20 protein-coding genes, 1 tRNA gene and 1 pseudogene are annotated in these 24,120 nt (G+C 53.8%); 13 read left to right on the forward strand and 9 right to left on the reverse strand.

Features of this window, described 5'->3' with window-relative positions; translation table 11 throughout:
- Positions 1 to 216: 216 nt before the first annotated feature.
- The 3 genes from fdhF to SB13_RS08100 all read left to right on the forward strand — a co-directional run bounded on the left by fdhF (position 217) and on the right by SB13_RS08100 (position 4,671).
- On the forward strand, positions 217 to 2,367 hold the full coding sequence (gene fdhF, locus SB13_RS08090) for a formate dehydrogenase subunit alpha (protein WP_026739860.1): 2,151 nt from the start codon (positions 217 to 219) through the stop codon (positions 2,365 to 2,367).
- A 734-nt stretch (positions 2,368 to 3,101) separates the two neighbouring features.
- Positions 3,102 to 4,406, forward strand: coding sequence for a dicarboxylate/amino acid:cation symporter (locus SB13_RS08095; protein ID WP_026739861.1), 1,305 nt, complete (start codon positions 3,102 to 3,104; stop codon positions 4,404 to 4,406).
- A 189-nt stretch (positions 4,407 to 4,595) separates the two neighbouring features.
- Positions 4,596 to 4,671: transfer RNA gene (locus tag SB13_RS08100), tRNA-Asn, on the forward strand.
- Between the two features lie 872 nt (positions 4,672 to 5,543).
- Here SB13_RS08100 and SB13_RS08105 read toward each other — a convergent pair.
- Entirely contained in the window at positions 5,544 to 6,422 is an 879-nt protein-coding gene (locus SB13_RS08105; protein WP_026739862.1) for a LysR substrate-binding domain-containing protein, read from the reverse strand.
- 125 nt (positions 6,423 to 6,547) lie between these two features.
- Here SB13_RS08105 and SB13_RS17020 point away from each other — a divergent pair, with 125 nt between their 5' ends.
- The 3 genes from SB13_RS17020 to thrH are packed head-to-tail and all read left to right on the forward strand — an operon-like array spanning position 6,548 to position 8,273.
- Positions 6,548 to 6,946 carry a 2OG-Fe dioxygenase family protein gene (locus tag SB13_RS17020; RefSeq protein WP_026739863.1) on the forward strand — a complete coding sequence of 133 codons (399 nt, stop codon included), beginning with the start codon at positions 6,548 to 6,550 and terminating at the stop codon, positions 6,944 to 6,946.
- A 55-nt stretch (positions 6,947 to 7,001) separates the two neighbouring features.
- On the forward strand, positions 7,002 to 7,619 hold the full coding sequence (locus SB13_RS08115; RefSeq protein WP_026739864.1) for a LysE family translocator: 618 nt from the start codon (positions 7,002 to 7,004) through the stop codon (positions 7,617 to 7,619).
- Between the two features lie 15 nt (positions 7,620 to 7,634).
- Positions 7,635 to 8,273, forward strand: coding sequence for a bifunctional phosphoserine phosphatase/homoserine phosphotransferase ThrH (gene thrH, locus SB13_RS08120; RefSeq protein WP_027064073.1), 639 nt, complete (start codon positions 7,635 to 7,637; stop codon positions 8,271 to 8,273).
- Between the two features lie 655 nt (positions 8,274 to 8,928).
- Here thrH and SB13_RS08125 read toward each other — a convergent pair.
- From SB13_RS08125 to SB13_RS08135, 3 genes and pseudogenes are all read right to left on the reverse strand, one after another.
- Positions 8,929 to 9,711: a thioesterase domain-containing protein gene (locus tag SB13_RS08125; protein ID WP_327062258.1), complete on the reverse strand. Its 783-nt coding sequence runs from the start codon at positions 9,709 to 9,711 to the stop codon at positions 8,929 to 8,931.
- A gap of 97 nt (positions 9,712 to 9,808) precedes the next feature.
- Positions 9,809 to 10,287, reverse strand: a pseudogene (locus tag SB13_RS18160) (DMT family transporter).
- A gap of 4 nt (positions 10,288 to 10,291) precedes the next feature.
- A complete protein-coding gene (locus SB13_RS08135; RefSeq protein WP_026739866.1) occupies positions 10,292 to 10,750 on the reverse strand; it encodes a DMT family transporter in 459 nt (152 codons plus the stop codon).
- A 103-nt stretch (positions 10,751 to 10,853) separates the two neighbouring features.
- Here SB13_RS08135 and SB13_RS08140 point away from each other — a divergent pair, with 103 nt between their 5' ends.
- Together SB13_RS08140 and SB13_RS17265 are read left to right on the forward strand one after the other, a co-directional pair.
- On the forward strand, positions 10,854 to 11,786 hold the full coding sequence (locus tag SB13_RS08140) for a LysR family transcriptional regulator (protein WP_026739867.1): 933 nt from the start codon (positions 10,854 to 10,856) through the stop codon (positions 11,784 to 11,786).
- A 392-nt stretch (positions 11,787 to 12,178) separates the two neighbouring features.
- The gene (locus SB13_RS17265) at positions 12,179 to 12,367 is read left to right on the forward strand and encodes a YjfB family protein (RefSeq protein ID WP_036150565.1); all 189 of its coding nucleotides are present in this window, start codon (positions 12,179 to 12,181) and stop codon (positions 12,365 to 12,367) included.
- A 265-nt stretch (positions 12,368 to 12,632) separates the two neighbouring features.
- Here the strand turns inward: SB13_RS17265 and SB13_RS08145 are convergent, their stop codons facing one another.
- Positions 12,633 to 13,028: a winged helix-turn-helix transcriptional regulator gene (locus SB13_RS08145; protein WP_036150564.1), complete on the reverse strand. Its 396-nt coding sequence runs from the start codon at positions 13,026 to 13,028 to the stop codon at positions 12,633 to 12,635.
- 100 nt (positions 13,029 to 13,128) lie between these two features.
- Here SB13_RS08145 and SB13_RS08150 point away from each other — a divergent pair, with 100 nt between their 5' ends.
- Positions 13,129 to 14,250 (forward strand): NADH:flavin oxidoreductase, encoded by a 1,122-nt coding sequence (locus SB13_RS08150; RefSeq protein WP_026739869.1) that lies wholly within the window; start codon positions 13,129 to 13,131, stop codon positions 14,248 to 14,250.
- Between the two features lie 373 nt (positions 14,251 to 14,623).
- Here the strand turns inward: SB13_RS08150 and SB13_RS08155 are convergent, their stop codons facing one another.
- From SB13_RS08155 to SB13_RS08165, 3 genes are all read right to left on the reverse strand, one after another.
- A complete protein-coding gene (locus SB13_RS08155; RefSeq protein ID WP_026739870.1) occupies positions 14,624 to 15,388 on the reverse strand; it encodes a DeoR/GlpR family DNA-binding transcription regulator in 765 nt (254 codons plus the stop codon).
- A gap of 113 nt (positions 15,389 to 15,501) precedes the next feature.
- Complete coding sequence (locus SB13_RS08160) at positions 15,502 to 16,839, reverse strand: aspartate aminotransferase family protein (protein ID WP_026739871.1); 1,338 nt, start codon at positions 16,837 to 16,839, stop codon at positions 15,502 to 15,504.
- Positions 16,836 to 17,864 carry a phosphotransferase enzyme family protein gene (locus SB13_RS08165; RefSeq protein ID WP_051616515.1) on the reverse strand — a complete coding sequence of 343 codons (1,029 nt, stop codon included), beginning with the start codon at positions 17,862 to 17,864 and terminating at the stop codon, positions 16,836 to 16,838. Before SB13_RS08165 ends, SB13_RS08160 begins: the two co-directional genes overlap by 4 nt.
- Before the next feature lie 457 nt (positions 17,865 to 18,321).
- On the opposite strand from SB13_RS08165, the gene fabG reads away from it, so the two are divergent.
- The 4 genes from fabG (at position 18,322) to SB13_RS08185 (ending at position 23,419) form a co-directional block, all read left to right on the forward strand.
- Complete coding sequence (gene fabG / locus SB13_RS08170) at positions 18,322 to 19,095, forward strand: 3-oxoacyl-ACP reductase FabG (protein ID WP_026739873.1); 774 nt, start codon at positions 18,322 to 18,324, stop codon at positions 19,093 to 19,095.
- A gap of 117 nt (positions 19,096 to 19,212) precedes the next feature.
- The gene (locus SB13_RS08175; RefSeq protein ID WP_463605551.1) at positions 19,213 to 20,643 is read left to right on the forward strand and encodes an APC family permease; all 1,431 of its coding nucleotides are present in this window, start codon (positions 19,213 to 19,215) and stop codon (positions 20,641 to 20,643) included.
- 11 nt (positions 20,644 to 20,654) lie between these two features.
- Entirely contained in the window at positions 20,655 to 22,154 is a 1,500-nt protein-coding gene (locus SB13_RS08180) for an amidase (RefSeq protein WP_072000229.1), read from the forward strand.
- Entirely contained in the window at positions 22,151 to 23,419 is a 1,269-nt protein-coding gene (locus SB13_RS08185; protein ID WP_036150563.1) for an MFS transporter, read from the forward strand. Before SB13_RS08180 ends, SB13_RS08185 begins: the two co-directional genes overlap by 4 nt.
- Positions 23,420 to 23,817: 398 nt before the next feature.
- Here the strand turns inward: SB13_RS08185 and SB13_RS08190 are convergent, their stop codons facing one another.
- Complete coding sequence (locus SB13_RS08190) at positions 23,818 to 24,120, reverse strand: helix-turn-helix domain-containing protein (RefSeq protein ID WP_026739876.1); 303 nt, start codon at positions 24,118 to 24,120, stop codon at positions 23,818 to 23,820.

Here is a 24,120-nt window from a genome sequence, read left to right on the forward strand (position 1 = left end):
ATCGGTCATCATCTGACATCAGGACACCGTATCAGGACTGTGCCGCGACGTGTCCTTTCAGAGCAGCCCGGCTTAAAAAACCGTTTCGCCTCGGCCAGATCAACAACAGACAGACTAGGCTTTAACGCAGGACACGATTCGCGGCCACGGCAAGCCACGCTGCCGATACGCCATTGGGAGCGCTCTCCAGCGAGGAGCGCCGAAGGAGATACCCTCATGAAGAAAGTGATTACCGTCTGCCCTTACTGCGGGTCAGGCTGCAAAATCAATCTACTGGTTGAAAACAATAAAGTCGTCGGCGCGGAAGGCGCTCAAGGCGTGACCAACGAAGGCGAGCTTTGCCTGAAAGGCTACTATGGCTGGGACTTTCTCAACGATACCAAGCTGCTGACNCCGCGACTGAAAGCGCCCATGATCCGCCGCCAAAAAGGCGCGCCGTTCGAGGTGGTCTCGTGGGATGAAGCCATCGCGTTCGCCAGTTCTCGACTGTTAGCCATTCGCGAAAAATACGGCCCCGATGCCATCATGCATACCGGATCGTCCCGCGGTCCCGGCAACGAAACCAACTACGTGATGCAGAAATTCGCCCGGGCGGTCACCGGCACCAATAACGTCGACTGCTGCGCACGCGTGTGCCACGGCCCTTCCGTCTCCGGCCTCGACGTCACGCTGGGCAATGGTGCGATGAGCAACTCGATTTGCGAAATCGAACATACCGAGTGCGTTCTGGTCTTTGGCTATAACGCCGCCGACTCACACCCTATCGTCGCCCGCCGCATCCTCAAAGCGCGTGCGCGCGGCGCCAAGATCATCGTCTGCGATCCGCGCCACATTGAAACCGCCCGCATCGCCGATTTATGGCTGCCGTTGAAAAATGGCTCCAATATGGCGCTGGTCAACGCTTTCGCCAACGTGCTGATAAATGAAGACCTCTACGATAAGCGCTTTGTCGAACAGCATACCGAGGGCTTTGAGGAATATCGCGCCATCGTCGAGAAATACACGCCCGAATCTGTCGCCGAGATCACCGGGCTGGAACCCTCGCTGATACGCGAGNCAATCCGCATGTATGCCGCCGCCCCTTCCGCCACCATCCTGTGGGGCATGGGCGTGACACAGTGGACGCAAGGGGTGGACGTCGTCAAAGGGCTGTCAGGTCTGGCGCTGCTGACCGGTAATCTGGGCCGCCCCAACGTCGGCGTGGGCCCGGTGCGCGGCCAAAACAACGTTCAGGGCGCCTGCGACATGGGCGCGCTGCCTAATCTGTTTCCGGGTTATCAAGACGTCACCGATCCGGCGATTCGCGCCAAGTTTGCCAAAGCCTGGGGCGTTCCTTCGCTCCCCGCACACAAAGGTTTTACGCTGACCGACGTGCCACACAAGATTAAGGCTGGAAAAATCAAAGCCAACTACCTGATGGGCGAAGATCCATTGCAAACCGAACCGGACCTTTCGTTGGTGCGCCAGACATTCGATGAGCTGGAATTGCTGATCGTTCAGGATATTTTCATGACGAAAACGGCGTCCGTCGCCGACGTCATCTTTCCGGCCACCTCATGGGGAGAGCACGAGGGCGTTTATTCCGCCGCCGATCGCAGCTTTCAGCGCTTTTATAAAGCGGTCGAGCCTCAGGGAGACGTGAAACCCGACTGGGAAATCATTAGCTTGATGGCGAACGCCATGGGATACCCGATGCACTACCGCAATACGCAGGAGATCTGGGACGAAATGCGCGAGCTGTGTCCGCTCTATACCGGCGCCACCTACGAAAAGATGGCCGGTCTGGCCTGTATTCCGTGGCCCTGCGAAACGCCGGAGAGCCCCGGAACGCCGTGGCTTTATGCCGGCAGCAAATTTGACCGTCCCAACGGCAAGGGGCTGCTGTTCGCCACCGAATGGCATCCGCCGATGGAGCAGACCGACAGCCAGTACCCGATGATCCTCTGCACCGTTCGCGAAGTCGGCCACTATTCCTGTCGCTCCATGACCGGTAATTGCACCGCCCTGCAAACGCTGGCGGATGAACCGGGCTATGTGCAAATCAATCCGATCGACGCGGCCGAGCTTGGGTTACAGGATCAGCAGCTGACCTGGGTGGCGTCGCGACGCGGCAAAGTCATCAGCCGAGCCGCGGTCAGCGAGCGCATCAATAAAGGCGCTGTCTATATGACGTATCAATGGTGGATCGGCGCCTGCAACGAACTGACGCTCGACGAGGTGGACCCCATCGCTAAAACGCCTGAATACAAACACTGTGCGGTGAGACTCGAACCGATTGAGGATCAGAACTGGGCGGAAGAGTATGTGCAGCGGGAGTACAGCGAGTTGAAAGCCCATCTACGCGATACGGCGGAAGTGACTCACTGAAACATCGCGCCGCCAACGCGCCCTGCATAAGGGCGCGTTTAACTCATCAAGCTTTTTTGATAAGCCCGGCTTAATAAGCCTGACAGGCGAAATCAGCTCACCCTTCATCTCAGGCGCTTGTCAATAGACGCGCGTCACAAGGATGAGAAATAGTGGCATCATATTTAACGGCGACAACACCAACAAATAACATGGTAATTACATAACCGATGCGGACTTAATTGCTCCCACCATTGCCGTAATAATATCAATAATATTTGACAGATATTTCTGCTCATCTCGCGAAGTCCAAACGCGTTATTCAAATAACATTGCGGACGTAATTTCTACGCCTTATTCCATTTAATAAATGACGCGGATAATTTAAATTGCTGCTAATTTAACCTGCATCATAAGTAAATCTAATACCTAATTAAGGCGGATAATCCCCCGACAACGACGGTCACCAAACCAAATAAAAACAATAAGATAAAAACAAAAATCACACAAGCCACGGAATTTCTATTCACAGCAAATATCAAAAAAAAATCACTTTTCACTTTTTTTAGCGACTTTTGTATTTCCCCTGGCGGGAAAAAACGGTAAAACCCTTGATTCGCTGTTATTAATAAGGCAAGCACAATACGCCCAATAACAAGTCAGGGTGTCGGCTGAGTGTGTGAGGAAATACGCATGAAACGCCACGCTGCAATAACACGGTGTTGTCTGTACACATTCATCAACATGAGGTTCGTATGCAAAGGCAGAAGTTACTTTTACAGATAGTGGTCGCTATCGTCGTGGGGATCATCGTCGGATGGGCTTGTCATGAGTACCTGGATAGTGCTCGTGCTAAAGAAATCGCTTCCTATTTCAATCTGATTACCGATATTTTCCTACGCCTTATCAAGATGATTATCGCACCGCTGGTCTTCGCCACGCTGGTCTCTGGTCTTGCCAGCATGGGTGACTCTTCTGCCGTGGGACGCGTGGGTCTGAAAGCCATGATCTGGTTCGTCACCGCCTCCATTCTGTCGTTGATTATCGGTATGGCGCTGGCCAACCTTTTCCAGCCGGGCGCTGGCATGAACCTCGTCGCGACGACCACGCATGTGTCGACCGGGTTGAGCACCGATGGGTTCACGTTGAAAAGCTTCATCAGCCACATCTTCCCCAAGAGCATTGTCGAAGCGATGGCGAACAACGAAATTCTGCAGATTTTGGTCTTTTCCCTGTTCTTCGGCTCCGCGCTGGCTTATGTGAAACAACATAACAAGCATGCCACCACGATTCAGTCCTTGATCGACGAACTGGCCAAAGTGATGTTCCGTGTCACAGATTACGTCATGGGACTCGCGCCGATTGCCGTCTTCGCCGCTATCGCCTCCGCCATCACAACACAAGGTCTGGGCCTGCTGTATGACTTCGGCAAACTTATCGGGGAGTTTTACATCGGTCTGGCGCTGCTGTGGGGCGCATTGTTCCTGGTAGGCTATGCCTTCCTGGGCAAACGCATCGTCGTATTGGGTAAATTGATTCGCGAACCGACCGTACTGGCCTTCGCTACCGCCAGCAGCGAGTCAGCCTATCCCAAAACCATGGAAGCGCTGACCAAATTCGGCGTGCCGAAGAAAATCTCCAGTTTCGTGCTGCCGCTGGGTTACTCCTTCAACCTCGACGGTTCCATGATGTATCAGTCCTTCGCCATCCTGTTTATCGCGCAGGCTTACAACATTGACCTGAGCCTGACCCAGCAGATTCTGATCCTGTTGACGCTGATGATCACCAGCAAAGGCATGGCTGGCGTCGCCCGCGCTTCCGTTGTGGTCGTCGCCGCTACGCTGCCTATGTTTAGCCTGCCGGAAGCCGGTATTCTGCTCATTCTGGGCATCGACCAATTCCTGGATATGGGCCGTACCGCCACCAACGTCATCGGTAACAGCATTTCTACCGCAGTGGTCTCCAGTCTGGAAAAAAACGTCCACGACGACGAAGAAGAGGATGAAAAAACGGCAACCTCCGCGCCTCAAGCAGCTCAATCCGAGCAACAGCACGCCTGAGTATCGCGTCAAACACCAAAAACAGCGGCAATATCGCCGCTGTTTTTTTACCTCCAATGCCTGTTTTTCAGGCTAGGGTTTCTAAAAAAACAGCACTTTGCGCATTCTGCCAGCAAACGGACCTAATTTCGGGTTTCCGCCTTTGACATGCCCCCTGCCCCTCGTTATCATGCGCCCCGTTCACACGATTCCTCTGTAGTTCAGTCGGTAGAACGGCGGACTGTTAATCCGTATGTCACTGGTTCGAGTCCAGTCAGAGGAGCCAAATTAGAAAAGCCCGCTTAAGGAAACTTAAGCGGGCTTTTTGCTTTTATGCGTTCTTGATAATCCCATGTATTCACATGCTTAGCGTGAAAAAACTCCCGGTACGTGTTCGATTTTTCCTTCGTATCAACAAGCATAGTTGGCCCGATTTGGGATCAAATTAATGCTACAATAATGCGCCATCGCAGTTCGCTTTTACAACGCTCAGCTCCCCAGGTTCAAGCCAGCATCTTCCCTTGCAAAACCACTGATTCACATGGCTGAAATTTTTGGTCAATCCCTGCGATTTAAATCTCTGCTAACTCAAGTATCGTATCAATGGTGATTATCTTTAACTGTCTCTGGCGGAGGCTTGGCAACAGCGCAACGCCGACGCGCTCGTAGGTAAAGAATACGAAGACTGCGGCGCTAGAACATTATCTTGATCATCAGCGTGTCCGGTTAATACCGGAGCGAAAAGCGCATTTGGTAGAACAAATAGTGGCTGTTCAACGGCAGCCAGTCAGCTACAGGCCTGTACTCACAACCACTGGATTTATGTGTTTTATAACATGTCAGACTTAGAGAAATACGGCCGCTGGAACTGCCGTTTGACAACGTGAAACGCTTCATCGTCACTCATCCACATCTCACACCGAAAGCACGTCACCGAAATGTTATTCACATTGATATCCTCGGCGCATTGCAACGAATGAAACTGGGAGACGAGGCCCTGTCGGGATTGAAGGTTGCCGAATCTGACCGTCAGTAAAGGGGGGAAATGCAGTCCCTACATCTCCGTCGACAGAGGATCTGCTGAAGTGCCTTGTTAGAATTTTGGTGGGTAATCTGTTTATTTCGTTGATATTACTTCAGCGTCCAATGATTCAGGATCTAACCTCCGACTAGTGAGAGGCTTGACGCTGCCTCGGTCATAATCCATTTTTTGAACCGCAAACACTTTTCGTTTTGACCAATGGCTTTTGGCGATAGCAGGCAATAGCTTGACCCATCGCGGATAAAACCGTACGGAGCGTGTAGCTGTCCACTTTCCAGTTCGTCCTGCACCATCAGGAACGAAACCATCGCCATCCCCAGACCAGATGCCGCCGCCTGAATACACAGGTAAAAATGTTCATAGTCCACGCGGGTGCTGCCCTTGATGGAAACACCCGATAAGCGTTGCCAAGCGGACCATGCTTTGGGTCGGGTTCCGGAGTGCAGCAGCCGCACACCCTCAAGNCGCTCCTCGCGCTCGATCTGGTCACGGGTTACCGGCCCCATCCACTCATCGCAGATTTTCTCAGCATGAACCCCCTGATCCCAGTGAAAATCATCACGACGTAGCGCCATATCGACCCCGGNCCTGGCGAAATCAATCGGGCCGCCAGCAGCCACCAGATGCAGGTTAATATCGGGGTTAGCACGATGAAAAGCGGGCAACCGGGGAATCAGCCACTTCATGGCGATGGTTGGTTCACAGGACAGCACAATCACCTCTTCCCGTGCCGACTGCTGTAATCGGTACACCGCACCTTCGAGTTGCTCAAACACTACGGTGGTCGTTGCATGCAATGAGCGCCCTGCCGCGTTGAGGAAGATAGCCCTATTACGCCGTTCAAACAACTCGACACCCAGAGCCTCTTCCAAAAGCCGTACCTGCCGGCTGACGGCTCCATGCGTCACATGTAATTGTTCAGCCGCTTTGACAAAGCTGCCAGTTTGAGCTGCCGCTTCGAAAAAGCGGAATGAGGCCAATGATGGAAGTTTCATATACACGATGAAATTTGACAGATTACCCTCAAGATAAATCGCTTTTTTCTCCAGCACAAGCTCTTAATAATTCAATCTGAACCTCTCGTAAATTGATGAATAAATAGCCTCTGGAGTGAATATTGATGAGATTCTCGTCTGAAACAAACATTGTTGAGTCAAAGCTGAAACAAGCTGTATGTCGTGATTGCCACAACAATATGTGCAAAATCATCGTCAAAAAGGATGATACCTTAATGCCGTCCGCAAGGGTCCAGTCGCTGCTCTGCAGTCATCGTGTCGAGACCCTTGCTGAAGCCTTGCCCACCCCTGAAGGTATCCACCGTGACGGTGCCAGCTGCGTATTCATAATGCGCGTCAACCGAGTCAACGTCTCGAATGGCGAGACCGGCATCTACGACAGAGAGCGCAAGAAGCTAGCCCGCCACATGCTCTCGTCCCCTCTCGACGCGGCTATCGTCAACGTCGATCGTACCCAGCAGGGTTTTCGCGACGTCCTTATTATCACCTTCAACAAGCGCTGACACTGTTTGCGGAGCAACCCGATCGGCCCGCACTATCCACTGGAGTTTTAAAACAATGAACGAATTGATTGCAGTAGCCACCATCACCATTCTGGCAGCCATCAGTCCCGGTCCCGATTTCGCGATGGTCACCCGAAACAGCTATGCCTTCGGAGCACGCTCCGGCCTAATTTCGGCGTTTGGTATTGCCTGCGGTGTGCAGGTTCACGTGATGTATACGGTACTGGGTATCGCGGTGGTCATCGTCAACTCGCCCCTGCTGTTCCTAGCCATGAAGGTTCTGGGCGCTTCTTACTTGATCTACCTTGGGTACAAATCGCTGACCAACAAAACGCTGGTCAAGCTGGGAGAGACCTCCGGCTCCGCACCATCAGTATTGGCGGCTTTTCGAATGGGCTTTTTGACCAACGCGCTCAATCCAAAAACCATGCTTTTTGTTGTCGCAACCTATACCCAGGTTGTTCATACGAACAGTTCAATGAGCCACAACTTCGCCTACGGCTTGTTCATGTCGATATTTCACTGGATCTGGTTCAGCATCGTTGCGCTGTTCTTCGCAGCGCCAGCCATGCGCCGTCGGTTGCTCGAACATCAGCTTACCGTCGACAAGTGCATTGGCATGGCCTTGATCGCGCTGGGTGCATCCTTGGCTTTTATCAATATCAGCATCTGAGAGGAGGAACATACGATGAAAATTGCTTGTATTGATCTCGAAGGTGTTTTGATTCCGGAATTGTGGCCACAGATAGCGCAAGCCAGCGGTATCGAAGCCCTGTCCATTACAACGCGGGAAGAACCCGACTACCCGGCGCTGATGCGCTGGCGAATCGACCATCTCCGAAAAAACGGCCTGCGTCTTCGGGACGTGCAAGCGATGGTCGTGGAAACGCGGATTTATCCCGAGGCGGTAGCATTCCTTCAACAACTCACGCACCATCTAGGCTACCGAGTCCATATTGTCTCGGATTGTTTCTACGAACTGATTGATGCTTTGCTTCCAGCCCTTGGCTCACCAGAGGTATTTTGCCACTCGCTAGAGACCGATGGGGACAACTGGATTACAGGATGTGCGTGGGCCGAGCGAAGAGGTAAAGAGGAACACATATCCCACCTACTGAATCGGGGTTGTCACATTTTGGCCGTGGGTGATGCCTTCAATGATCTTGCCATGCTACGTCTGGCCCACAACGGCTTCTTGGTGCGCCCGTCGCAAGCGACAATGAGGGTCGCTAAGGATCTCACCATAGTGCAGGATCTTTCCGATATCATAGAAACTGTGGGTGGCGGGAAACCGACAACGGGCGGACATGTATTTCGGTCTGTGTGATGAGGAATAAGAATTGACGCTCCTTGCCCTATAGTTTCGGCATCAGAAAAGCGTATGGACACACCACGATTCACCTGAGTATAGAAAAGAGGCTGTCAGTTCACTTAACGCGGCTATTCCGTTGCTATGGATTCTGACAGGTCCGACCGATCGGGGCACAGCCACTGCCTTTGGCTGTGCGCCATCGAACCCTATAACCGCAAGCAGCATACTGACAACCGGCTTAAAGCCAGAAGCAAGCTCCTAAGCTCCGGTCGCTGTCGCAGTGATAGAGCGCCGAAGAATAACGCAATATCCTGAAAAAGGACGCGAGGTACTTTCGAGAGAGCCTGACTAGAGTATTGATTCCAGTCTTTGTTTCGCTTGACTGGTCAATCGTTTAATACCCAGTGACCTTGCCATTTCTGAGATCTTATTGTCTCCATCAATACTCAAAGCCAATGCTCTCAACTCTTCACTTGGGATAGCATCTACCTAACGAACATCATGATCCGAAGCAGGCAAGCGAAATAAATTCCAATCGACCCTTTGCGCTTCTGATAGCCAGACAAAATTTTTACTTTGATAATTGAACACATGAACGGGGGTTCGCATTGACTTCTCGCTACCGGGCACGGTAACGGATGCACGAATTAATATCCATCCCCTCCTCCGTTCAGCCAATGGCTTTCATCAGTTCATCGATATGGCTCTCTTTCAATAACTGATAGTGGTCTGCTTTCAAGGTGATTACGTTGGGAGGCGAAACAGAAAAGCATTCGCTGCTTTCGATAAATGAATAATCGTCACCCTGTGCTTTTATCACGGTCACTGGCGCATGTATTTTGCGTTGATTGAGTTCATGGAAGCTGTAAGTAAACTCGAATGTCTGCCCCACAATATCCGTTATACGTGCGATCTGCTCGTACACTAGCGCTTCATGGTGCCTGGCAATGAAATCAATAAAGTCATCACGTGTTGTTACCTGCAATAGGCACTGTTCCAGCAAGGGATGCTGAATGCTTCCCATAAAAACCGAGAACAAGATTGTCAGGTAAGTCGGATTGCTAAAGCTGGCCTCACGAGCATCAAGTGCAGCTGATTGCTGACGCACTGTTGGCGATCCCGGCGCGATTAGAGTCAGCTCTTTCACGGGTTCGCCTGCACATTCAAGTTGCCAGGCGGCTTCAAATGCCACACGTGCACCGAAGGAGTATCCCCACAGCACATATGGCCCCTGCGGCTGTTTTTGTTTAATAAGCTGAATATCGCGTTCCGCCATCTCTTTTATGGATGGGAAGATAGCTTCGCCAGGGTTAATACCACTGGCCTGAATGCCATAAAATGGCCGAGTTGATGCAAGCGCAACAGCCAGCGTTCTCAGGTTCATGCAATAGCCGCCTAAACCTGGCCAACAGAATACCGGGGTCTGGCGCCCCCGCGGCTGCAAAGGGATCAATCGTGAAATATTAGCCGTGTCTAATGAGTTGGCTGCAATGTGCAGAGCCAGTTTTTCGATTGTCGGCCCAATAATTAAAATGGTGACGCATGTATCATTAAATATCTTTCTCTTTTAGTTTATCCGTAAATAATAACGGCTGTGCGCTCTTTCTTGCCGATGATATTTTCGATACCCAAATACCTGAAATAATCAGCACTACCGCGATTAAATCAACCCACATGTTATTTGCTGGATGGATAATCTGATCGATCACCACACCGGAAATCATCTGACCACTGATAATCATCAATGCCGCCTGTGTCGATCCTGCCCGTGGCAATACATAGCTGTTAATCGCCACAAACAGCGCCCCCATAGCCCCCCTAAGTACGCATAAAAAGGCGCATCAAAATGAAAAGAGGAGAACCCCTTTCCCTGGACGACAATGATAAGGGTCAGGAAAACAAAACCGACAATGTGGTTCCACAACGAAGCATAGAAAGCATTACGCTCCATGCTCAGGCGGCCATTGATGGAGCGACTCAGGCTGATACATACGCCGTTAAACAGAGCAATCACGATGAAAGTTATCATAAGATTATCTATATATTATCAGCAACGCGCTACCGCTTAGGATGAGCGCGAGAGAGAGAAGATCCAGCACAGAAAAGCGGCACTTGATGACGCCAAACCATCCCCGCAGGTCCGATAACAAACCAAAAATGATCTGCCCCGTGAGCATGAGCCCCAGTGTTCCGGCAAGTTCGAGTGGGCTATTTACCGCGATGGCCGCCAACAGTACCGTGAAGGCTCCGGGGATCCCGCCGAGATAGCTCCACGTCGGAGCTTTACCTTGTCCGGGATGCGCAAAAACGTTTTTGCGTCTGCTCAATCCCAGTAGCAACAGCCAAGCGACAATAGCGCCCGAACCATGCGCAAACCAAGAGGCTATCAGCGGTGAATTCCATGTCGCAAGGTAGCTGTTGGTCGTGATCATAACCGTGAGCAACACACCCGCGCCGACAGCCAGTGAGAGAATACCGCCAGTAGTACGCATAACTTAAACACTCCTGAACAATTCAGTCATATCTTAAAAAAAATCAGATAAGGTATAAGCCAATCCGAAAGAAACACATTGTTTACGAGTGGTTGCCAATAAAATGGATAATTTCGATACAATACCGTTTTTCATTGCGGTGGTTGAAACAGGAAGCTTCTCGAGCGCAGCCCGTAAACTGGCGGTCACCAAGTCCGAAGTGAGTAAACGAATTAGCCAGTTCGAAGACGAACTCGGTATCAGATTACTGAACAGAACCACGCGAAAAATCAGCCTGACAGAAGCCGGTCTGAAATATTATGAATATGCCAGAGCCGCGAATTTGCTGGTGAAGGAGGGGCAGGATGCGATATCCAAAATGCAGGACACCGCGCAGGGTCTGTTGCGGATAACCGTTCCGATGGTGTTCGGCAGGCTGCATATCTCTCCGCTTATTCCGCGATTTTTGCAGCAAAACCCACAAATCGAACTGCATATGTCAATGGACGACCGGATGGTGGATTTAGTCGGTGAGGGGTTCGACATGGGGATACGTATTGGACAGCTCAGTGACTCTTCCCTTATCGCCCGCCCTTTATCCCCCTGTACCAGCGTTCTTTGTGCCTCACCCCATTATCTTCACCAATACGGCACACCCAACACGCCAGCTGAGTTAAATCAGCATAACTGCCTGCTCTATTCTTATTATCGTGGTGGCGCGGCCTGGACCTTTGATGGCCCGTGTGGCCAAGAGCGTGTCTTCCCCCGTGGCAACTATAAAGTAAACAATAGTGAGGTGCTGTATGAAGCCTTGCTCGCCGGGGCGGGGATCGCTCAGATGCCGACATTTATCGTTGGCCCGGCGCTGGCCGACGGTCGGCTCGTCCCCCTGCTCCCTGGTTATCTGCTGCCGCAGCATCATATTTTCGCGGTCTATCCACACCGTCGCTTTATGCCGGAAAAAATGCGTCTGTTACTAGATTTTTTCTTACGCGCTTTTGATGAGGATTCAGCGTATCGAAAACGGTATGAATATAAATCTGCTGAACATCCATAATCGTGAATTTGAGGGCAATCACTCAGACCGAATATCCTAAAATCCATCTCCCTGGACGGGCCATGTTATGAGACTCCATCAAGGTCATGCGCTGATTCGCCCGTGACTGACAAAGGCTGTCCCAGCGCGAGAATCCCGGATGAGAAAAGCCCGCTCAAGAAGACTTAAGCGGGCTTTTTGTTTCACGGTCAGGTTCGAGCGGGGGACGTGACCTCATGGTCACGATAATGCCACCTCGATTAAAGCCGTATTGGCACAGGGCTATCAGGACAGTGACAAATACCGATACCACCACTAATCTTTAAAGTTAATGACTAGATTGCCGATGATATTTTGAGCATGGGTCGACGTCGTGGTCCGTTCTTTTTTCTTATACTGAATAGGAGAACAATATGGATGTATCGCAAATTGCTTCACTGGCTACCAGCCTTGATACCCAAGAACTCAGTAGTCAGGTGAGCACCACCCTACTAAAAAAGACGTTGGATAACCAAGAGTCAACCGCAGCCAGTCTTCTCGAATCAATCCCATCGTTGCCGGCTAATCCGGCGGTAGGGCGAAATATCAACACCACTGCCTGAGTCGCGTTGTGAGCGGCTCACGTTGTAATCAATGCCGGTGAGCCCACGCGCTTTGGCAACCCATCGCTTCTTCGTTCATAGTTAACATGATGGATAATCGGTGGGTCTCCGCGCGAAAGGGGCTGCCCCTACAGGCGAATCCCCCCAGCAGTTAGGCCGTACTCATTCGCGAAATCAACACTCAAAAAGCCCGTTTTAAGAAGCTAGTGCGGGCTTTTTCTTACTGACATTGAGCGAGCTAAACCCTCATCAATTAACGCCTCGTTCACGCAGATCTTACCGAAAGATTATCGACCCCCTCCCCCTCATCGAACGCCTTTCGCGCGGCTTCAACCTGCGGCAGATAGTCTCGGGTCCATGCGCACAGCGCCTCGATAGGTTCCTTCAGCGTTCGGCCCAGCGGGGTTATTTCATATTCCACCGCAATAGGCGACGTGGTGATAATCCGCCGCGTGATGATGCCGTTGCGTTGCAGCCGCCGGAGGGTTTGCGTCAGCGACTTTTGAGTGATGCCTTTCAACTCTCGCTTTATAACATTGAAACGCAACGGCTTTTCACATAACGAATCAAGGATCAGCACTGACCATTTATCGGCTATCTGGTCGAGCAGCAGGCGATGGGGGCATGGTGTTGAAGCGCAGTCTACCGCTTGTTTCAGCATCAAGGTTTCCTCAGGGATACCAGGTAGCGTTAAGGTACCTGATTGACGAGTCGTATACGTAATATACTATGAATGACGTCACCCTAACCGGAGAGTTACTATGGCCTCATCCAAAGTCGACGTCCTGTTTCAGCCTTTCCATTTAAAGAATCTCGCACTCAAAAACCGCATCGTGATGGCGCCGATGACGCGTTCATTTGCCGTTGATGGCGTACCGGACGAGAAAATCGCCGCTTATTATCAGCGCCGCGCCGAAGGTGATGTAGGTCTGATCCTCTCTGAAGGCACGGTCGTCAACCGGCCTGCATCGCGCAATGACCCTCAAATCCCCTTCTTTCACGGTGAGAAAGCCTTGGCGGGCTGGAAACGCGTCATCGACGATGTCCACGCCGCGGGCGGGAAGATGGGGCCGCAGCTGTGGCACACGGGATCAACCGTCAGCTTTTTGACGGACTGGACGCCGGATGCCGAGGTGGAAAGTCCTTCCGCATTGGTCGCCCCCGACCAACCGCGCGGGGTGGCGATGAGCGAGGAAGATATCGCCGATACCATCGCCGCTTTCGGTCAGGCGGCGGCCGACGCCAAGCGTCTGGGCTTTGATGTCGCGGAAATCCACGGCGCGCATGGCTATCTGATCGATCAGTTTTTCTGGGCGGGCACCAACCTGCGCACAGACGGCTACGGCGGCGCAACGCTAAAACAGCGCTCCCGTTTTGCGGCCGAAATCGTTCAGGCCATGCGTAAAGCGGTCGGGCCAGACTTCCCGCTGATTTTGCGCATCAGTCAATGGAAGCAGCAGGACTATGCGGCGCGTCTCGCGCCAACGCCTGAGGAAATGGCTGACTGGCTGGTTCCGTTGGTGGACGCCGGTGTCGATATCCTTCACTGCTCACAGCGCCGGTTCTGGGAACCCGAATTTCCAGAAATCGACGGGGAGAAGGGATTAAACTTTGCCGGTTGGGCGAAGAAACTGACCGGAGCTGCGACGATCAGCGTGGGTTCCGTCGGCCTGTCGAGCGACTTCATGGGCGCGTTTGCCGGTGAAAGCGCCAAACCCGATAACCTCGACAACCTGATCGCACGTATGGAACGCGACGAGTTTGATTTGATTGCCGTGGGCCGCGCTTTGCTGAGCGATCCGAACTGGGCCACCAAAATCAGAACAGGTCAGCAGGAGGCATTAGAAGATTTCACCGCCGACGCACTGAAGACGCTGGTTTAATCCACGACTGACCGCATCAGTCGTGACGCAGATCCCCCTGTCCGGCGCGTTCGTTCATCGCCAACGTCCAGCCCCTACGGTCAGCGCTCCGCTGACCGTTTATTTCTGGGCCAACCAAACCCACTCTCACGCCAGACTCTTCCCTGCTCATTTTTAATGGCAATCAGATGGCGGCAAGGAGATGGCAGCCGGAACATCAGCGCACATCCCATAGCGATGACTCGACGGGCACGCATCGTCCGGAATACCGAGTGGTTCGTCCCCCTCGCCCACGGTGTTTCCTCTTCGTGTGATAAGCGGCTTCTTCATGAAGCGCAGCGAGGATTGCGCGATCGTCCCAACGGGGGAAGAGCGTCTATCGTGAATTCCCCCATCAACGACAGACGGAAACCTCCACGTTGCCTTTTTTTAGGCTTGTCAGCAGGTGATCGGGGGGCGTGCTGTCGGTGATAACGCGATCGATAGATGACCATGTGGCGTAGCTGGAAGGAAACGCCATGTCGAATTTGGAATGGTCCACCACAATCACGCTCTGGTTCGAACGCTGGATCATGGTGTTATAGATGATGCCGCAATCAATCAGGGCCTCGCTTGGGCCGCCAGACGTTACGCCGCTGGCCCCGAGAATCGCGTAATCGGCGCAATACTGGTGCAGGAAATTCAGCGTTTGTCCGCCCACCATGGCGCCTTCCGAAGCAATGTAGTCTCCCGGCGCCACGATAACCCGAATAGTCGGATTCATCGACAGCACGGTCGCCACCCCGAACGAGTGGGTGATGACGGTGATATCCCGAAGATCGACCGCCATCCGTCTGGCGACATGTACGGTCGTGGCGCCCGATCCCATCATGAACAACTTACCGTCGCGCAAATACTGCATCGCTTCGCGGGCGATGTGTTCGCGCTCTTCCGTATACAGGCGGTGACGCTCTGAGACAGTAGGCTCCGTATTCATCGCCCTTACCGCGCCGCCGTAGGTACGATTTAACAACCCTTTTTGGGTCAGCTCATCCAGATCGCGACGGATAGTTTCTGTTGAAACCTGATGAGCCCGCGCCAGATCGACAATGCGTAAGCTGGGAGATTCACTAAGTTCGCTCAGTATGTTTTGCTGGCGTACTGTTTTCCTTTTTGACATTGACCGTCATCTCTCCTGAAAAAACGTCACGGAAGCGCCAGTATATCCGGCGTCGTCAGGCAACAAAACGCAAAGCGCCGGTTAAGGCTCCCTGTCGCCATTTTTTTTTAATGCTATCGGCGACGGCTCAAGACGGCTGATAATTTCTCGATAAAAAAGTCGGCATGATGAATGCTGAAACACAGCGGAGGACGAATCTTCAGGCTGTTGCCATACGCGCCCGCTGCGCCGATCAAAATCCCTTCTTCTTTCAGTGCATTAATGACCCATCGCGCCAAGGCCGTGTCCGGCTCCTTACTGTCCGGGTGCCTGAATTCAACCGCATTGAACAGTCCGGCGCCACGGACATCGTCGATCGCCGGATGAATCTTCGCCAGGCTGCGCAGCCCGGCTCGCAGAGCGCGGCCGCTGTATTCGGCGTTGGCAAGCAACGCTTCTTCCTCAATCACCTGCAAGACGGACAGACCGACGGCCGCAGCCACCGGATTACCACCGAAGGTGTTGAAATACTCGGTTTCCTGACTAAAACGATCGAGCAGCTCCGGTCGTGTAATGACCGCGGCCATGGGGAAACCGTTGCCCATCGGCTTGCCGAGCGTCACGATATCCGGCACCAGCGCATGACGCTGAAAGCACCAGTAGTGCGTGCCCGTCCGGCCGAAACCGGGCTGCACCTCGTCGGCGATGAAGACGCCGCCGTTTGCCCGAACGCGATCAACCGCCAGACCGAGGAAACCGGCCGGTTCAGCGTAGACGCCATCGCTTGAGAAGATCGTGTCCACCAGCAAGGCCGCACAGCCAAAACCGGCCGCCTCCAGGGAATCTATCGCCGATTGCACCGCGTCGGCAAAAACCCGCTCCACCTGCTGACCGGGCTGCAGCGTATTCGCATCCGGTGCCGGGACCGTGCGGACATAAGGCGGCAGCTGCGGGCGTTTATGCCCTGACGGCGACACTTCCATCACCGCCGTGGTATTGCCGTGATAGGCCGTCTCGGTCACGATGATGCCCTGCTTGCCCGTCGCCATTCTGGCCATGCGCAGCGCGATATCATTACTTTCGCTGCCGGTGCAGGTAAAAATCACTTGGGTAAGCGGCGCGGGAAACGTGGCCAGCAGCGTTTCCGAATAGAGCTCCAGCACCGGAAACAAATAGCGGGTGTTGGTATTAAGCCGTCCGGCCTGAATAGACATGGCCTCTACCACGCGCGGATGGCAGTGGCCCACGCTCGGCACGTTGTTATACATATCCAGATACTTGTTGCCCGCCGCGTCGAACATCCAGACGCCCCGCGCGCTGACCATTTCAATGGGTTGTTGATAGAACAACACCGACGATGCGCCCTGCGTGCTTTGACGACGAGCGATCTGCTCGGTCAACGCCGCATCCAGCGTCACATCGTCGTTTTTCTCGAAGCGGTTCAGGCCCAGGATCTGTTTTTTCTCTTTCATCGCGAACGCTCCTGCCGCGCACTCCGCGCCACGTACTGTGCCTGTTGACGCAGATACTGCCGGGCCAATGCCACCGTTCCTGCGGGATAATCGGCGGCTAACTGCCGCGCGGTGGGCGTTTCGGCATGACTGCCGATCCACGCGCTAAGCTGAAGCCGGCGCAGCATGACCAATGTCGGTAAGATGGCCTCATCCTGTGGGTCAAGCGGACGCACGCTGCGATACCCTTCCAGCCACGCGGACTGATAAAGGCCCACTAACGGATCGTGTTCAATGAAGCTCACCGCCGTCGCAAAATCCCAACCAAACCAACAGATACCGCAATCATCGAAGTCGATGACGGTCATTTTCTCGCCGTCCACCAGCAGGTTAGCCAGGCGCATGTCGCAGTGAACCAGCCCGAAGCGTTCCGGGGAGTACCCATAGTCGTCGAGACGCGCTTTGAGCACGTTTTCGACGTCTTCCAGCATCGCGATATCATCGGGAGAAAACTGACTTAGCACACGCCAGTCCCCCCAATGCGCCTGTTCGCCAATGATGGTGTCAAACGTCCACACCTTGCGGGTGAAGGTCGGCGGCCTTGGCCAGCTGAGGCTATGCAGATGCAGGCGGGCCGCGATTTGTCCCAGATGGCGATACCAGGCGGAGAGATCGCGGGTGCTATCCGGCTCCGCGCCCGCGATAAACTCAAACGCCACCACAAAGGTCTCGGACGTCTCATCCGCCAGCCGCGCCACGTATTCGCCGTTGAGCTGTGGAAGAGGCGCCGCCACGTTGATGACGCCGCTGCTTTTCAGGGCCAGCAGCCAGTCCAGTTCCGACACGATTTCGGCGTGGTGGCAATAATGGGGGCGATGCACCCGCAAAACCCTACGGCGTCCGGTGACCGCGTCCGTCGCCAGAAAAGTGGCGTTCTCGGAAAAGGTCAACAGCACCAATTCAGCCCCTTCACTCACACCCCAGCGGGGCAATGCTGCGCGTAATAACCGGTTGATGGTCTCTAGATACCTTTCGTCATAAAGCATAGCGGACACCCAACTAATGACACGAGTACAACATTTTTATGTTGATGTCGGGGTTTATGCAAGGACAACGACAAAAATAGTTGCAGAAAAACAGTTACACCATAAAAACATCATTAATTATCAATATAATAAAATAAATGGATTTGAAAAATCAGTTCGTATGCACCGCAATAGGGCATGTTTTTAACCTCATCGGAGGATGGAGAAATAATTCAGCACCAAAAAACCCTTAAAATAACCTATTAACAATAAGATAGACTGAAATACCCCGCACCAAAACGGCTCACCATAAAGTCGCAAATTAAACATCGCATAAACCAACCAAATAATGTTGATCATTCAACATTTACGTGATTATTCTTATCGGCATTGGCCATTGTTTCCCAACGGCATCAGAGAAAAAGACGGCGATAACTCACCACAGACAGCCCTGTCTGACGTAAGCAAGGAGACACCTATGTTCGACGATATACGCGGTAAGAACGTCCTCATTACCGGTGGCAGCAGCGGCATTGGGCTAGGGCTGGCGCTGAACTTTGCTCGCCAGGGGGCCAATGTGGCGATCACCGCAAGAACGGCGGCAAAACAGGAGGCCGCCATAAAAAAGGCCAGCGCGGAAGGGTTAACCCTGCATGGCTGCCTCTGCGATGTCAGCGTGGCGCTACAGGTGAAAGAGACCGTCGCGCACTGCGCGGCGCTATTCGGCGGGCTGGACGTGCTGTGTTGCAACGCGGGCGTCTTCCCCTCAGCCACGCTGAGCGAAATGACGGAAGCGCAATGGGATGAAGTCCATGGGGTGAACAGTAAAGGCACCTTCCTGTGCGTACAGGCCGCCATTCCGTGGCTTAAAGCCGCCGGACACGGCCGCATTATCCTGACCTCCTCTATCACCGGCCCGGTCACCGGCTATCCGGGATGGGCGCACTATGCCTCAAGCAAAGCGTCTCAGCTGGGCTTCATGCGCACCGCCGCGTTAGAGCTGGCGAAAGACAACGTCACCATCAATGCTCTGCTCCCCGGCAACATTTTGACGGAAGGCTTGGCGGACATGGGAGACGACTATATCGCCGACATGGCGAAGTCCGTCCCCCTGAAACGTCTCGGCAGCGTGGACGATATCGCCGCCGCCGCGCTGTTTTTCGCCTCTCAGGCGTCCGGGTATATCACCGGGCAAACGCTGATTGTGGACGGCGGCCAAATTCTTCCCGAATCCTTATCCTGCATTTCCTGACGGAGCGGTAATCGCATGAGTAATCAAATTATGACCCACCTTGCCGGGAATGACGCCAGCGCACAGCCGATCCAGCGTCTGCGCCCTAACGCCGTGGGCTTGACCGGCGTCTTGTTCATGACCGTCGCCACGGCGGCGCCCATCACCGCGATGTTGGGAAATGTGCCCATCGCGGTAGGCAGCGGTAATGGGCAGTACGCGCCTGCGGGATTTCTGGTCGCGACCTGCATTCTGGCGCTGTTCGCCGTCGGTTACGCGCAGATGGCGAAATACATCACCGCCACCGGCGCGTTTTACGGGTTCATCTCTCATGGGTTGGGACGCATTATGGGAATGGCCGCCGGGGNCGCGGTCACGCTCACCTATATTGTGTTTGAAGCGGCGCTGGTCGGGATTTTTGCATTCTTTTGCGAAGACTTGGTCCACGGACTGTCCGGCATACAGGTCCACTGGATCATCTTCGCGCTAGCCATGCTGATAGCCAACGGCGTCCTCAGCTACTTCGATATTTCGCTGACGTCCAAGGTTCTGGGCTGCTGTCTGGTACTCGAAATCATCATCCTTACCGTGGTGGCGGGCGCCGTGCTGTTCCACGGCGGCGGACCGCAGGGATTTGTTCCCGAATCGATCAACCCGCTAAAGGCATTTACGCCAGCGCTGGGCGTATCGGGCGCGAATGCCGGTATTGGCCTGTTCTTCGCCTTCTGGTCCTGGGTCGGGTTTGAGTCTTCCGCCATGTATGGCGAAGAGTCGCGTAATCCGAAGAAAATCATCCCGCTGGCGACACTGCTCGCCGTAATTGGCATTGGTCTGTTCTATGTCTTTATTTCCTGGATGGCGATTGCCGGAACAGGACCGGAGCACGCCATCGCGCTGGCGCAGGATCCGAATAAAGCGGCCGAAATCTTCTACGGCCCGGCGCGCCAATACCTGGGCGAATGGGCGGTCTCCGTATTCAAAATTCTGGTGATTACCGGCTCCTTTGCCTGTGGTATGGCGTTCCACAACTGCGCGGCGCGCTATCTCTATGCGCTAGGCCGGGAGAACCTGTTTCCCCGTTCAGGCAACACGCTGGGGCTGACCCACCCCAAACATGGTTCGCCTCACGTCGCGTCAACGGTGCAAACGCTGATCGCCAGCGCCATCATTCTTCTCTTTCTGATCGCGGGAAAAGACCCCTATGCGGATATCTATACCCTGCTGGCGATACTCGGCACGATGGGGATCATGATCGTTCAGGCGTTGTGCGCCTTCGCCGTGATTTTCTATTTCCACGCGAAGGCGGAAAACCGTCACAACAGCCACTGGTTTAAAACCTTCCTGGCCCCGTTACTGGGTGGGATAGGCATGATTTATGTCGTCTATCTGCTTTTCGCCAATATGGATTTCGCAGCAGGTTCAGCGGCCGATTCACTGTTCTACAAGGCAATTCCTTGGATTGTGCTCTCCAGCTTTATCATCGGCGGCGCTATCGCCACCTGGTTTAAGTTTTTTGACCATCAAAAATTTCTGGTCATTGGCCGCATCGTGTTGAATGACGAGAAATAGAGGGCCGTAAGATGTCTGATAACCCAAGTCTTGTTCTGCTGAACGCCTATCAGCTGTCATCGTTAATCCGGAAGAGAGAGATTTCCTGTCGTGAAGTGATGGAGATCTATCTCGACCATATCGACGCGTTTAATCCGCTGATTAATGCCATCGTCAGCCTGCGGGGCAGGTCGCAGCTGCTCAAAGAGGCGGAAGAAAAGGATCTCGCTTTAGCCAGAGGCGATTATCAGGGCTGGCTGCATGGGTTCCCTTTTGCGGTGAAAGACCTGGCGCTCACTCGCGGCATTCCAACCACCCGAGGTTCGCAGATTTTCGCACACGACGTTCCTGATCAAGACGCCTTAGTCGTAGCAAGAATCAAACAGGCCGGCGCCGTCATTATCGGCAAAACCAATACGCCTGAGTTCGGATTGGGCTCCCAGACCTACAATTCGGTGTTCGGTGCGACGGGCAATGCCTATCACCCGGCGCTGACCGCAGGGGGTAGCAGCGGCGGCGCGGCGGCGGCGCTGGCGATGTACCTGCTGCCGGTGGCGGACGGCAGCGATATGATGGGCTCTTTGCGCAATCCCGCCGCCTTCAATAATGTCATTGGTTTTCGTCCCTCGCAGGGCTGCGTGCCTCTGACGGAAAGCAATGAGCTGTTCATTAACCAGATGGCGTACGAAGGTCCTATGGGGCGCTGCGTCAAAGACGTCGCCCTCCTCTTGTCCACGCTGGCCGGTCGGGACGATCGCGCTCCGCTGTCGCTAAACATCGATGCCGCCTCATTCGCCGCAGCGCTGGAAAGCGACTGTCATCATCTGCGAATAGGGTGGCTTGGTGATCTCCAAGGCCATCTCCCGTTCGAAGACGGCGTATTGCCGCTGTGTGAGAAAGCGCTGAACACGTTTTCCGCACTCGGCTGCGACGTCCACAACGTCGCCATCGATATGGATTTTGAAGCGGTCTGGCATGCGTGGCGCACGCTTCGGCACGCGGCCGTCATGCATAATCTTGCCCCGCTCTATTTAGATCCCGAGAAGCGGAGATGGTTGAAGCCTGAGGCCATTTGGGAAATAGAGGCGGGTTTGGCATTAAGCGCACTGCAACTCATGCAGGCGTCGGCGGTCAGAACGCAGCTTTATCGAAGGCTGCTCTCGCTTTTTGATGAGGTGGACTTCCTGATATTACCCAGCGCGCAGGTTTTTCCCTTCGACAAAAACTGCCATTGGCCGGAAAGCATATCGGGCCGGACGATGGACACCTATCACCGTTGGATGGAGATCACGATCTTGGGCAGCCTTTCCGGCTGTCCCATTGTGAATGTGCCGGCTGGATTTAACTCATCCGGACTGCCTGCGGGCATTCAAATCATCGGGCGTCCTCAATGCGATATGGCGGTGCTTCGACTGGCTCAGGCTTATGAAACCGCCACGCAATGGACCGCCAATCATAAACCGCCGGCCATCCACGACAGCGCATTAATTCACGATGGATTTCATTTATTCACCCGAGGGGGATCACAATGAGCAGCCATAAAAAAATTATCGCAGGCACCATCGGCAACATACTCGAATGGTATGACTTTCTGATTTATGGCTTTTTCGCGGCCGTGATCGCCCGACAATTTTTTCCGGCCAATGACGAATACAGTTCACTGCTTATTTCGTTAGCGACGTTCGGCGTGGGCTTTTTTACCCGCCCCATCGGCGGACTGGTGATCGGCTTTTACGCGGACAAATATGGCCGTAAAAAAGCGCTGCAGCTCATCATCTGGTTGATGTTTATCGCGGTGACCCTCTTTGTGGTAACGCCGTCCTATCACCAGATTGGCATGACCGCCCCGATATTAATCGTGATCGCGCGTCTGATTCAGGGATTTGCGACCGGTGGCGAATATGCCAGCTCCACCTCCTACCTGGTGGAAGGATCGGACGACAATAAGAAAACGTTTTATGGTTCGTGGCAGTTATTCGGGCAGTGTCTGGCTGTCGTGCTGGCCTCCATTATCTCGATGATTATTTTCAACGTCTTCACAGAAAGTCTCGACAGCTGGGGCTGGCGCATTGCGTTTGCCATCGGCCTGATTATTTGCCCGGTAGGCCTCTGGATAAGAAACAACCTTTCCGAATCCGATGAGTTCGTTCAGCAGCAAACGCAGGAAAAACCGCCGGGCGCGAAAATGGGGCTGGATGTCAGAAAAATCATCCTCGGATTCTGTCTGGTGGTCAGCGGTACGGTGGGCTTCTACGTGCTGCTGATCAATATGCCGAGCTTCGCCAGCAAACAGCTCGGAATGCCCATCACCGACGTGCTGACCCTCCAAATCGGCATCGTCAGCCTGATGGCCCTCATCATCCCTCTGTTTGGCATTCTGGCGGATAAAGTAGGGAGAAAGCGCGTCTTTCTGATCTCGACCCTCGGCTATTTTGTGATGGTGTTACCGTTGTTTACCTGGGTAATTCATTCGCCTGAAATCAGCCACATGCTGGTTATGCAATTGGCGCTGGGCATCTGTCTCGCCGCGCAATTCGCCACTATGCCCACCATGCTGACCTTACTGTTCCCCGTCGAGAACAGAGTGACCTCGTTATCGATCAGCTATAACCTCGCGACCATGACCTTTGGCGGGTTCTCGCCGTTCATTGTGGCCTGGCTGTCACATAACTGGGGCTCGCCTGCTCCGGCGTATTATATGTTTGCGGTTTCAGCCATCAGTCTGGCCGCGGCCATCCGCTTCCCTCGCGACGAAACAAAAGCGCAGCCGGTCATTGCGCGCGAGTGGACACACTAATCATTGATAGGACACTTGCCGCACCCGTTCCGGCGTGGCGGGGAGATCGAGCCGAGGATACGGCCCTTCATCTCGACGAGCGGCGGTATCCTGAAACACGCGTCAGAAGGCCATTCAGAGCATAAATGGCGGCTAGCCCCCGGTTTTGAGACGAAACACGGTTTCTGCGGCCTTGCCCGTGTGGGGCAAAAGCTGCACGCGAAATCACGCGGGATATCCGCAACCGTCGATATTTCGTCATTCGCCCCAGAGTCCGTTAGCAGTCGCCCTTGGCCATTCCACATCGCCGCTGGGCGTCGCAATATCGGATGCCGACAAACCCGCCGTTCAATGAGACCAATGGGCAGCAGATTGGTGGCGCCAATGCTGCGAAATGATCAAGCGGTGACAAGCACCGCTTAGAGCACAAATCCGTAGTGCGAGCCGTCCGGCAATTCAACATCCAGCCGCAGCTTGCCGCCGGTCGCCTCAACATAGCGTTTGAGGGTGGAGAGTTTCAGATCCCGCCCTCGCTTTTCCATCCCCGCGACGGTCGGCTGTTTCAGTCCCAGCGTCTGCGCCATCTCCACCTGCGTTTTCTGTACCTTTTCGCGCAGTTCGGCAAGGTGAATATTGAGCAGCATGTCCGTTGCTATTGCCCGCGCATCCGCGACAACTTCCGGTTTTTCATCCGCGATAAGCTGTTCCAGCGTTCTGCCCAT

The organism is Lonsdalea quercina subsp. quercina (assembly GCF_000688695.1).
Taxonomy (GTDB): domain Bacteria; phylum Pseudomonadota; class Gammaproteobacteria; order Enterobacterales; family Enterobacteriaceae; genus Lonsdalea; species Lonsdalea quercina_D.